Below are 11329 nucleotides of genomic sequence, written 5' to 3'. Positions count from 1 at the left end.
ACCCTGCCACGCGCGGCGCGGCCGGTCCACGGCGAGGTCGGCGCACGCCCCGTCGGCCGACCCTGACATCCTGGCGCGGTGTGGAACGGTGACCAGCTCGACCTCGACGCCTACCTGAGCCGGGTGGGCGTCACCCCGACCGACGACCGGACGGCGACCCTGCGCGAGCTGCACCGCGCGCACCTGACGGCGATCCCGTTCGAGAACGCGGACGTCCTGGCGGGCACGCCGATCGCGCTCGACGTGCCGGCGCTCCAGGACAAGCTCGTCACCCGGCGGCGTGGCGGCTACTGCTACGAGCACGCGCTGCTGTTCGCGGCGGTGCTGGAGCGGCTGGGCCACGAGGTCACCGGGTTGGCCGCGAAGGTGCTGCTCGGCCGCACCGGCGACATCGCCCGGACGCACGCCGCGCTCTGGGTGGACCGGCAGTGGCTGGTCGACGTCGGGTTCGGCGGCGGCGGGCTGCTGGAGCCGTTGCCGCTGGTGGAGGACTCGTTCCAGGCGCAGGGCGACTGGACGTTCCGGCTGGACCGCGCGGGCGAGGAGTTCACGCTGGCCTCCTACCAGGGCGACCGGTGGGTGGAGCTGTACGCGTTCACCCGCGACCCTCGCACCCCCGCCGACTACGCGGTGCTCCACCACTTCCAGTCGACGCACCCGACCTCGCCGTTCGTCGGGAGGCTGGTCGTGCAGCGGACGGACGACCACGCCCGCCACACGATCGTCGGCTCCGAGCTGACCCGGGCGACGCCCGACGGCCGGTCGGAGAAGCGCTCCCTGACCGCCGACGAGCGGACCGCCGTGCTGCGCGACGACTTCGGCCTGACCCTGCCTACGGCCACTCGCTGAGCTCGGGCACCTCACCGGTCAGCGCGCCGTCGGGTTCGCGGCCGGCGAGCCACAGCGCGAGGTCCTGGGCCGTACCCTCGACCGCGGCGCCACCGCCGCCCAGCTCCCAGATCCGGTCCACGTCCGTCGCCTTCAGCGTCAGCCCGCCCGCGACCCGGACCGCCAGGAAGTCGACGGCGTGGTCGACGAAGTCGAGCGTCCAGACGACCGGCCCGAGCGCCAGGTCGTGCGCGTGGATCTCCGCCTCGCGCCACGTCGCCTCGGCCGTGCCGAGCAGCGACCCGTCGCGGTAGGTGACCGGCGCGGACCAGTCCTCGACCGCCTTCCACGCCGTCTCGAGCCGGCGCACGGCGTCCGCGACCGCGGTCCGGTGCTCGTCGGCCGACCGGCCCGAGTAGGTCTCGATCTCCAGGTTCCGCTGCGGGCGGCCGCCCGAGTAGACCTCGACCTGCTCGCTGCGGACCGCGTACTCGGCCTGCCGCGCGAGCATGTTCGTGGCGCCCGCGAGGTGCGCGAGCACGTGGCCGCGGGTCCAGTCCGGCAGCCGGGACGGCTCACCCACCTGCGCGTCGGTCAGGCCTTCCAGCAGGCTCGCGAGCCTGCGCAGGGCGTCCAGTGCCTGATCGGGTACGGGCACGACTGCTCCTAATGGTTTGGTGCACTATTTCCGTTAGGCAGCGAACCTAGCGGGATCCACGCACCAAGTCCATTAGAATTACCAGGATGACCCTGGCCCTCGAGTTCGCCGCGACCGTGCGCGGCGGCCGGACCGGCCGGTTCACCGACCTCCTGGCCACCCCGGAGGGATTCGCCGCGTGGGCCGGTCGGCCCGCCGACGACGCGCTGCGCCACCGCGTGGTGACCCTGCGCTGGGCGACCCGGTCGCTGTTCGCCCGGGTCGTCGGACAGCCGGCGGGTCGACCCGACAGCGCGCACCTGCCGGACCCGGCCCGCGCGCTGGAGATCGTCAACGAGGCGGCGGCACGGGCACCGCGCGCCGCGCGGCTGGAGTGGGCCGACGAGCCCGTGCTGACCTACGTGGACACCGCCTCGCCCGACGACCGACTGCTGGCCGACCTCGCCACGGCCGTGATCGAGTTCCTGGGCGGCGAGGCCCGCGCCGACCTGCGCGCGTGCCTCGCCCCCGGGTGCGTGCGCTACTTCGTCAAGGCCCACCCGCGCCAGGAGTGGTGCAAACCCTCGTGCGGCAACCGCGCCCGGGTCAGCCGGCACTACCGGCGCGCGCACGAGGCCTGACGGGCTAGCCCTGGGCGATGTAGGCGGCCAGCTGGTCCTGCCCCGCCTCCAGCTGGCTGATGCGGCTCTTGACGACGTCGCCGATGCTGACGATCCCGACCAGCCTGCCACCGTCCACGACGGGCACGTGGCGGAAGCGGCGCTCGGTCATCACCACGGTCAGGTCGTCCACGGCGTCCTTGGGCGAGCAGGTGAACACCTCGGCGGTCATGATGTCCGCGACGCTCGACCGCAGCAGGTCCGCGCCCGTCTCGTGCAGCCGGCGCACCACGTCCCGTTCGGACACGATGCCCGCGATGCCGTCGTCGCCGACGACCACCAGCGCACCCACGTTGTGCTCGGCCAGCACGGCCACCAGGTGCGCCACGGAGGCTCCCGGTTCGACCGTGGCGACCGCCGTGCCCTTGCTCCGCAACACGTCCGCGATCCTCATGTGGCGCCTCCCTGATCTGCTTAGGCCAGGTGGTACCCCTTGCAGGCTACGGCTTTCCGCCGCGTTGCGGGAGACCGTCTCCCCGGACGGACCACCACTGGGCGGCGCAACCCAGCGCGGTGACCAGCAGCAACGCCACCACCGTCGACCGCAGGTCCACCAGGACGGCCGCCAGCGGCGGCCCGACCGCGAAGCCGAGCGTGCGCAGCAGGTTCGTCACGCCGCCGGAGGTGCCCATCAGCTCGGGCGGCGTGTGGTCCAGGATCGCGGCCGCGTTGGGTCCGGCGAACAACCCGTGCCCCACGCCCAGCAGCCCCATCCGCCAGGCCACGTCCCACGGTCCCGGCTCGCCGTCGAGCAGCAGCAGCGACGCGGTCGCGACCACCGCGACCACCGCGCCGGCCGTCGCCACCCGGGCCGAGCCGAACCGGTCCGCGAGCACGCCCGCCAGTGGCGAGAACACCGCCATCCCGACCGACAGGGACAGCAGCACCAGCCCGACCACGCTCGCGGACCGCTGCGCCAGCAGGTAGGGCACCACGAAGTTCAACGCGCCCACGCCCACGACGATCAACGGCAGCGCGAGCACCGGCGGCGTCAACCGCGGCGCGCGGAACAGCGTCCGCACGGGACGGAGGTCGAACAGCAAGCGCTTGCCCCGCCACGGCAACCCGCCCGGCGTCGGCACGATCGACCGCACCCCCACCCACGCCGCCGCGGCCACCACCGGCAGGTTGATCAGGAACACCGACCGCCAGCCGAACGCGTCGGTCAGCACGCCGCCGAGCGCCGGACCCGCCACCCCGCTCAGCGGGATCAGCGTCAGCACCACGCTCATCGCCCGCGCCCGGTGCTCGGGCCGCACCGAGGAGGCGACGATCGGCATCGTCGTCGCGCCCACCAGGCAGCTGAACACGCCCTGGAGCGCCCGTGCCGCGAGCAGCGCGCCCATCCCGGGCGCGAGCGCGATCAGCAGGCTCGTGACGCCGAACCCGCCGACCGCCAGCAGGAACGCGGGCAGGTGCCCGGCCCGGTCCATCCACCGCCCGGACGGCAGCGCCAGCAGGACCAGCGGGATGTTGTAGGCGAGCAGCACCCACTGCGTCACCGACGGTCCGGCGCCCAGGTCCGCGCCGAGCACCGGCAGCGCGACGGCCACCACGGTCATGTCCAGCGCGGCCAGCACCACCGCCAGCGCGACCGCGACCACCGCGCCCCAGCGGGTGCGCTCGACCGTCGTGGTCACCGGCCCGCCAAACCGGCCAGCAGCGCGCCCAGCACCTGCCGCGACCCGTGGTCCAGCAGGCGGTCGTGCTCGTCGAAGCGGCGGAAGGCCTCGCCCACCACCAGTTCGCCCGCGCGCACGTCCGCGCCGGCCACCGCGAGCACCCGGCGCAGGTCCGCCTGCGCCCACTCCGCGCCGCGCTCGCTCGGCGACGCGCCGATCACCGCCACCGGCTTGCCGGTCAGCACCGCCGCGCCGTACGGGCGCGACGCCCAGTCCAGCGCGTTCTTCAGCTGGCCCGGGATCGAGCCGTTGTACTCGGGTGTCGCGATGAGCAGGGCGTCGGCGTCGGTGATCGCGGCACGCAGGTCCGCGATCGGTTCGGGTTCCGGGCCGTCCTCGGCGTCCTCGTCGAAAGGTGGCACGTGCGCGAGGCCGTCCCACGGCGCGAGTCGCACGCCGGCGGGCAGTTCGTGGCTCGCGGCGACCAGCAGGCGGCGGTTGAACGACTGCTTCCGCAGGCTGCCCGCGATGCCCAGGATCGTGTTCGTCATGGGACAACGGTCGGTCTAAGGCGGGTGCCGGCACATCGGGCGACCGCCCTAGTCGGGCGACCCGGGTGCCTAGTCGAACAGCCTGAGCCGGTGGGCCGCGGCCGCCGCCTCGACCCGGTTCGCCACGCCGAGCTTGCCGAGGATGTTCGACACGTGCACGCTCGCGGTCTTGGCGCTGATGAACAGCTTCTCGCCGATCTCCCGGTTGCCCAGCCCGTCCGCGACCAACCGCAGGATCTGGGTTTCCCGCGCGGTGAGGCCGAGTTTGGCCTGTTCGGCCGGTCCCTCGCCGGTGAGCGGGACGCGGGCGCGGCGGGCCAGGTCGGCGATCTCGGCGCGCAACGGCACGGCGCGCAGCCCGTCCGCGAGCGCGGCGGCGGTCCGCAGCGCCTCGGCCCTGGTCGCGCCGGAGGTGGTGGTGGCGAGGCCGAGCAGGTTCCGCGCGAGCCGGTACGGCTGACCGAGCGCCGCCCACGCCTCGACGGCCTCCGGCCACCGCTCGTGGAACGTGTGCGCCCACGCCTCCTGGACCGGTCCGACGACCCGGATCGGCGCGGGGTGAAGGCCCGCGCGGCGGCCGAGCACGAGCAGTGGCCAGGCGAAGCGGGACAGGTGGTCGAGGTCGGTCCGCTCCAGCGCCTCGCGCACCGGCGTCGCGGCGTCACCGCCGGTCGCCAGGCGGAACTCGACGTCGAGGCGGACGAGTGCGAGCGGGTCCTGGCCGAAGGTGACCCGTTCGGCGAGCGCCTTCGCCTGGCCCAGCGCGTGACCGGCCCGCCCGACGTCGCCCCGGCGCAGGTCCACGACGGCGCACAGGCACAGCAGTTGCGCGTGCTGCGCGGCCGGCGGCGCGTGGTCCAGGGCGTGGTCGACGGTTTCCTTCGCCTCGTCCCAGCGGCCCGCGGCGACCAGCGCGGCGGCGAGGTCGATGGCGTGCACCGCGCCGGAGGCCCGGACGAGGCCGATCTCCCGCGCGGCGCGAAGTCCGCGGCGCGCCAGGGTTTCCGCCCGGTCCAGCCGGCCGTACGCGTGCGCCAGCGAGGACTCGCAGTGCAGCGAGCGGAGGTGCACGCGGTGCGCGGCGACGCGTTCGGCGATGTCCCTGGCCTTCGCGAGCCGGGGCAGCTGGGCGTCGAGGTCGCCCCGGCGCGCGGCGAGCACGGCCAGCGTGATCAGCGCGGCGGCCTCGGACGGGTCGTCTCCCGCGTGGTGCGCCGCGCCCAGCGCCTCGGTCGCGACCCGCTCGGCCTCGTCCGGCAGCGGCACCTCCATCAGCCGGGCGGCCAGCGAGTTGAGCAGGAAACCCCGGATCGGGTGGTTCTCGGGCGCGAGCGCGACGGCGGCCCGGTGGTCGTCCAGGGCGTGCGGCAGCGGGCGCGCGCGGGCCCGTTGCTCCAGCACGGCGGCGAACCGGACGACCTCGCGGTCCCGGTCCAGCAGCGCCAGCAGCTCGGAGGTCAGCGCGACGCCCCGTTCGGGCTCCCCCGCCCGGCACGCGGCCTCGCCCGCGGTCTCCAGCACGGTGGCGCGGTCGACGCCGAGGTGCTCCGCGTGCGACCACAGGTCGAGCACCCGGTCCAGCATGGCGAGCTGCTCGGCGAACGCGAGCGAGTCGCGGGCCTGGCGGGCGGCGCGCCACGCGGCGGTGACGGCGCTTCCCGGGTCGCCCGCGGCGAAGTGGTGGTGCGCGAGTTCGGCGGCCCGGTCCACCGGGAGCGCCTTCGCGTACGCGGCGTGCAGGTCGACGCGTTCGCCCGGCAGCAGTCGCCGGTACACGACGTCGCGGATGAGGGCGTGCCGGAACGCGTAGCCGTCGTCGGTCGGCACCAGCACCCCACCGTCCACAGTGGACCTGACGGCGGTGGTGTCCACGACGGCGCTCAGCACCGCGTGCGACACCCTCGTGCCGGCGACGGCCGCGGCGCGCACGACGGCGGCGGCGTCCGGGTCGAGCCGGTCGACGCGGCTGGCCAGCAACTCCTCCAGCGACGCCTCGGCCGCGCCGTCGAGCAGCGCCTCCACGAACAACGGGTTGCCCTCGCTGCGCGCGAACACCGCCCGCGCCGTCGCGGGATCCGGCTCGTGGCCGAGGATTCCGGCCATCTGGGCGCGGACCTCCTTGGCGGACAGGCGTTCCAGCTCGAACCGGCGGACCCGCGGCACGCGGGACAGCTCGGCGAGCAGCGGGCGCACCGGGTGCGCGCGGAGGAGCTCGTCGGACCGGTAGGTGACGATCACCACCAGCCCGGGAACGGCCTTCTGGTTGCGCACCAGGAAGTCCAGCAGGTCGCGGCTGGAGCGGTCGGCCCAGTGCGCGTCCTCGACGACGAGCAGCACCGGGCGGCGCGCGGACAGCCTGCCGAGCCACGACAGGACGCCCTCGAACAACCTCGGCCGCGCCTCGTCGGTGGTCGCGGTCGGTTCCGCGAGCCCGGGGAGCAGCGGCGCGAGGGCGATTTTCTCCTGCGGCAGCAGGGGGTGGCCGCGCAGGGCGGCGACGAACGGCGCGAACGGCAGGCCGTCGAGCTCCACGCAGCCGCCGCGCAGCACGTGCGCGTCGACGGTCGCGATGAACTCCTCGACCAGCCGCGACTTGCCGACGCCGGCCTCGCCGCCGAGCAGCACCGTCGCGGGCGCGTTGTGGAACGCGCCCGCGAGGTGCCTGGTCTCCTCGGCGCGACCGACGAGGTCGGGACTGGTCAGCTGCGGGCTCATGGCGAGCCCGAGACTAGTCCGTGCTCAGCCGGCGTTGCGCCGGAACAGCCGTCGTCCCACGAAGTCGGCCTGGTGCGGCCGGCCCTGGGTCTGCGCGAGGGACTTGGCCTTGCGGCCGCGACCCCGTCGCTCGGCCCGGTTGGGCACGACCTCGGGCACGGCCTCGGGCTCGCCCGCGGGCTCTTCGGGCTGTTCGGTGCTCTCGTGATCGATCATCGGTCCCTCCAGGGGTGTTCGCGCGCCCCGTTCCCGGGGTGCGCGCTCTACGGGTTCGCGCCGGTCAGCGACGCCGCATGGCGTACTGACGCGGGTTCACGACCACCTGCCGGCCGCGGTCGGGCACCGGGGTGCGGACCGGGCGGGGCTTGGGCGGTTCGTTGCGCATGGTGGGCATGCGTCGCCTCCTCGTCGTTGTCGAGGCGGGCAAGGGCGTCACGGGACCAGGTCCCGTTCACAAGCCGCTAAGGCCACCGGAGAAGGGCGCACGGCGGGCAGAGGCCTCGGCCGGCGCGGAGGGAGAACCCTCAGCTGTAGATCTGGAAGAACATGGGAGGGACGCTACCCCGCCCCGCGCGTCCGGCCAACCGATTAAAGTCCCGGTCCTCCCCGGGCCGGGTTCAGGGCGCGGGCGTCGGCGGGAGTTCGGCGATCTCCACGACCTCGCCGTCGATCACCAGCGGGTCCGCCTCCGCAGGCGTGCGGTCGCCGAAGAAGCGGTGCGCGAACGCGCCGACGGCCCGGGTGGTGAGCGCGTCGAAGCTGCCGCCGATCACGCCGCCGACGAACGGGACGCCCTTGGCCAGGGTGATGCCCGCCCGGGTGGTCGTGTACTTCGCCAGGAGCGTGAAGCCGACCCGCTTGTTGATCTCGGTGATGACCTTCGCCGGGATGCGCTCGATCAGGCTCATGGTCAGCTTGGCGCCGAACCGGATGCCGGCCTTCTTCAGCACCTCGGTGCCCGCGTTGCCCAGCAGGCACACCAGGATCGCGGTCTGCACCTCGTCGCTGTCCAGGTCGTGCCCGTGCACGGCGGCGATCGACGCGATCAGGTGCGTCTGCACGAGGTAGGACGCCGCCACGTTGGCGGGCAGCGTGATCGGGAGCGTGATGAGCCCGCCGACGTTCGTCGCGAAGCCCTGCAACCCGGCCGCGGTGACGTGCGTGCGCACGAGGTGCCGTACCGCCTCGTCGCGATCCCGCGTCGCCAACTCCTCGGCCGCGGTGTCCGCCGCGCCCTTGAACGGCCCGAACCCGTTGATCCCCACCCGCAGCAGGTGGTCCACCGCGCCCTGCTGCGCCCTGGTCAACGCACCCGAAGACTCCATGCACCGAGGTTAGCGCGCCACGACCGCGGCTAAACCGGAACGCCGTGCTCCAGGTACCGGGTGCCGCCCGCGTCCAACGCCGCCAGCGCGCCCGCGAGCCGCCGCGCCAACCGCGGGATCAGCCGCCCGGCCAGCCCGTCCACCGGCACGAACTCGCACGAGCGCAGCTCCGCCTCCTGGAGCACGATCGGGGTCGAGGGCTCCAGCACGCCGCCGTCGAACACGAACAGCACCCGCTCCTGCGGCCCCGCCGGCGCCCAGTCCACCACCAGCAGCGGACCGGGCGTCACGACCAGGCCCAGCTCCTCCCGGACCTCCCGCGCACACGCCTCGCTCGGAGTCTCCCCCGCCTCGACCACGCCGCCGGGGATGTCCCAGTGGTCCTTGTAGGTCGGCTCGACGACGAGCACCCGCCCCGAGGGGTCCCGGAACAGCGCGCCCGCCGCCGCCAGCACCTCAGACACCCGACGTCAGCACGAGGTCGTCCACCTTGCCGTCCGGCTCCGCGACGACCTTCTTGTTCCGCCGGTTGCGCTTCTCCAGGTACGTCGCGAGCCACGTGAGCAGCAGGCACATCGTGATGTACATGGCCGCCACGGCGATCGTCAGCGGCACCAGCGGCCGACCGAACTGGCCCTGCGTGCCGAGGAAGCGCGCGTAGTAGAGCAGCTCCTCGTAGGTGATGATGAACCCGAGGGCGGTGTCCTTGAGCAGCACCACGAGCTGGCTGACGATGGTCGGCAGCATCGCGCGCAGCGCCTGCGGCAGCAGCACCAGGACCATGACCTGCGTCTTGCGCATGCCCAGCGCGTACGCGGCCTCGGTCTGGCCGCGCGGCAGGGACAGCACGCCGGCCCGGAAGATCTCCGCCAGCACCGAGCCGTTGTACAGCATCAGCGACAGCACCACGGCGGTGAACGGCGAGAACTTGATCCCCGCCGTCGGCAGGCCGTAGTAGAAGAAGAACATCATGATCAGCAGCGGGATCGCGCGGAAGAACTCCACCACGACCGTCGCCGGCACCCGCCAGAACGCGTGGTCGGACAGCCGGCCGGCCGCGAACACCGCGCCGAACACCAGGGCGAGGACCGCGCCCAGCGCGAACGCCTTGAGCGTGTTGCCGAGCTTGTCCAGCAGTTCGAGCTGGATCGTCTCGTACTGGATCCACTCCCACATGCGCGGCTCGAACTGGCCGCTGTCGTAGAGGCGGTAGACCACGTAGCCGACCAGCGCGCCGACCACCGCGACGCCGACCACGGCGAGCAGGCGGTGCCGCAGCCGCGCGCGCGGACCCGGCACGTCGAACAGGACGGAGGCGCTCATCGGGCCACGCTCCAGCGCTTCTCGAGGCTGCGCTGCACCAGCGTCAGCGGGATCACCAGCACGATGAAGAACAACGCCACCCAGGACAGCGTGACCAGCATGTCCGCGCCCTGCTCGCTCAGCGAGTCGCGGATCGAGCCCGCCTCGGTCACCGAGAAGCCGGCCGCGACGGTGGTGTTCTTCAGCAGCGCGATCAGGGTGCTGACCAGCGGCGGCACCACCGAGCGCAGGGCCTGCGGGAGCACCACGCTGCCGATCATCTGGCCGAAGGTCAGCCCGAGCGCGCGAGAGGCCTCGGCCTGGCCCACCGGCACCGTGTTGATGCCCGAGCGGACCACCTCGCAGATGAACGCCGAGGTGTAGAGGGTGAGCGCGACGACCGCACCGACGAACGGGTTCAGCTGGAGGATCTTCAGCAGCGGGTAGGCGAACGCGAAGAAGAAGAACACCAGCGTGAGCGGGGTGTTGCGGAGCAGCGTCACGTAGGTGGTGGCCGCGATCCGGAACACCGGCACCGGGCTCACCCGCAGCATGGCGAGGATCGTGCCCAGCACCAGCGACCCGACCGCGGACAGCAGGAACAGCTGGATCGTCGTGAGGAACCCGTGGAAGAACAGGGGCAGGTGGTCGGTCAGGACGCTCATGGGACTACCTCGCCGGTGGATGTCGTGCGAGTGGCCGGTGTCCCGCCCCGGTCGAGCGGGTCACCGGCCACGGTCGCGCTTTCAGTAGCGGTCGATGACCGGCTTGGTGGCCGGGCTGCCGGACTTGCCCAGCGTCGCGTCGTAGATGTTCTGCCAGTCCGAGCCGGAGATGGCCGCTTCCAGGATGTCGTTCACCTTGTCGCGCAGCGGCTTGTCGTCCTTGGCCAGGCCCACGCCGTACGGCTCGGTCGAGAACGGCTTGCCGACGACCTTGAACTTGTCCTTCTCCTGCGCGGCGTAGCCCTTGAGGATCGCGTCGTCGGTGGTCACCGCGTCGACCGCGCTCTCGGCCAGCTTGGCCACGCACTGCGAGTAGTTCTGGTACTCGGTGATGTTCTCGGGCTCGGTGAGGTTCTCGTCCTTGACCCGCTTGATCGGCGTCGAGCCGGTCACCGAGCAGACCTTCTTGCCCTTGAGGGTCTCCTTGCCGGTGATCGAGTTGTCGTCCTTGCGGACGAGCAGGTCCTGGCCGGCGGTGAAGTACGGACCCGCGAAGGCGACCTTCTCCTTGCGCGCGGCGTTGATCGTGTACGTGCCGACGTAGTAGTCCACGTCGCCGTTGATCAGGGCCTGCTCGCGACCGGCGGAGGCGATCGCCTTGTACTCGATCTTCGACTCGTCGAAGCCGAGCTTGGCCGCGATCAGCTTCGCGATCTCGATGTCGAAGCCGCTGTACTTGTTGGTCGTCGCGTCCTTGAACCCGAGGCCCGGCTGGTCCTCCTTGACGCCGATGACGACCTTGCCGCGCGACTTCATCCGGTCGAACGTGGCCGAGCCCTGGACCGTGACGTTGTTCTCCACGGCCTGCGTGGGCGCCGGGGTGGAGCTGCCGGGGGTGCCCTCCTTGCCGCACGCGGTCAGGGCGAGGCCGCCTGCCAGCAGAACCACCGCAAGGGTGCGAACCCTCATCGTCCTTCTCCTGCTCTTCGTCGGGTCGTGCGACG

General features: G+C 72.9%; 13 protein-coding genes. 2 read left to right on the top strand and 11 right to left on the bottom strand.

All coding sequences use genetic code 11. The features are described 5' to 3' along the window. Window positions 1-78 precede the first annotated feature (78 nt). The gene (locus AB0G50_RS13075; protein WP_360106422.1) at window positions 79-849 is read left to right on the top strand and encodes an arylamine N-acetyltransferase; all 771 of its coding nucleotides are present in this window, start codon (window positions 79-81) and stop codon (window positions 847-849) included. Here AB0G50_RS13075 and AB0G50_RS13070 read toward each other — a convergent pair. Further along, window positions 833-1486, bottom strand: coding sequence for a maleylpyruvate isomerase family mycothiol-dependent enzyme (locus AB0G50_RS13070; RefSeq protein WP_360106419.1), 654 nt, complete (start codon window positions 1484-1486; stop codon window positions 833-835). The two genes, AB0G50_RS13075 and AB0G50_RS13070, sit on opposite strands and share 17 nt — an antisense overlap. 86 nt (window positions 1487-1572) lie before the next feature. On the opposite strand from AB0G50_RS13070, the gene AB0G50_RS13065 reads away from it, so the two are divergent. Further along, window positions 1573-2106: an ABATE domain-containing protein gene (locus AB0G50_RS13065; protein ID WP_360106416.1), complete on the top strand. Its 534-nt coding sequence runs from the start codon at window positions 1573-1575 to the stop codon at window positions 2104-2106. A gap of 4 nt (window positions 2107-2110) precedes the next feature. Here the strand turns inward: AB0G50_RS13065 and AB0G50_RS13060 are convergent, their stop codons facing one another. From AB0G50_RS13060 to AB0G50_RS13015, 10 genes are all read right to left on the bottom strand, one after another. After that, window positions 2111-2539: a CBS domain-containing protein gene (locus AB0G50_RS13060; protein ID WP_360106413.1), complete on the bottom strand. Its 429-nt coding sequence runs from the start codon at window positions 2537-2539 to the stop codon at window positions 2111-2113. A gap of 46 nt (window positions 2540-2585) precedes the next feature. Beyond that, the gene (locus AB0G50_RS13055; RefSeq protein ID WP_360106410.1) at window positions 2586-3785 is read right to left on the bottom strand and encodes an MFS transporter; all 1200 of its coding nucleotides are present in this window, start codon (window positions 3783-3785) and stop codon (window positions 2586-2588) included. Further along, window positions 3782-4318, bottom strand: a complete 537-nt coding sequence (locus AB0G50_RS13050) for an NAD(P)H-dependent oxidoreductase (RefSeq protein WP_360106407.1) — start codon at window positions 4316-4318, stop codon at window positions 3782-3784. The genes AB0G50_RS13055 and AB0G50_RS13050 overlap by 4 nt, the downstream gene beginning before the upstream one ends. 69 nt (window positions 4319-4387) lie before the next feature. Next, a complete protein-coding gene (locus AB0G50_RS13045; protein ID WP_360106404.1) occupies window positions 4388-7033 on the bottom strand; it encodes an AAA family ATPase in 2646 nt (881 codons plus the stop codon). Window positions 7034-7057: 24 nt separating this feature from the next. After that, window positions 7058-7249 (bottom strand): hypothetical protein, encoded by a 192-nt coding sequence (locus tag AB0G50_RS13040; RefSeq protein WP_360106401.1) that lies wholly within the window; start codon window positions 7247-7249, stop codon window positions 7058-7060. 401 nt (window positions 7250-7650) lie between these two features. Further along, a complete protein-coding gene (locus tag AB0G50_RS13035; protein ID WP_360106398.1) occupies window positions 7651-8358 on the bottom strand; it encodes an EcsC family protein in 708 nt (235 codons plus the stop codon). Window positions 8359-8387: 29 nt separating this feature from the next. Then, entirely contained in the window at window positions 8388-8822 is a 435-nt protein-coding gene (locus tag AB0G50_RS13030; RefSeq protein WP_360106395.1) for an NUDIX hydrolase, read from the bottom strand. Further along, the gene (locus tag AB0G50_RS13025; protein ID WP_360106392.1) at window positions 8815-9681 is read right to left on the bottom strand and encodes an amino acid ABC transporter permease; all 867 of its coding nucleotides are present in this window, start codon (window positions 9679-9681) and stop codon (window positions 8815-8817) included. The genes AB0G50_RS13030 and AB0G50_RS13025 overlap by 8 nt, the downstream gene beginning before the upstream one ends. Then, window positions 9678-10325: an amino acid ABC transporter permease gene (locus AB0G50_RS13020; protein WP_360106389.1), complete on the bottom strand. Its 648-nt coding sequence runs from the start codon at window positions 10323-10325 to the stop codon at window positions 9678-9680. The genes AB0G50_RS13025 and AB0G50_RS13020 overlap by 4 nt, the downstream gene beginning before the upstream one ends. 81 nt (window positions 10326-10406) lie before the next feature. Then, window positions 10407-11294, bottom strand: a complete 888-nt coding sequence (locus AB0G50_RS13015) for a glutamate ABC transporter substrate-binding protein (RefSeq protein WP_360106386.1) — start codon at window positions 11292-11294, stop codon at window positions 10407-10409. Window positions 11295-11329 lie beyond the last annotated feature (35 nt).

The sequence above is a fragment of the Actinosynnema sp. NPDC020468 genome (assembly GCF_040642015.1).
Lineage (GTDB): Bacteria > Actinomycetota > Actinomycetes > Mycobacteriales > Pseudonocardiaceae > Actinosynnema.
This window is presented reverse-complemented; position numbering and strand designations above follow the sequence as displayed.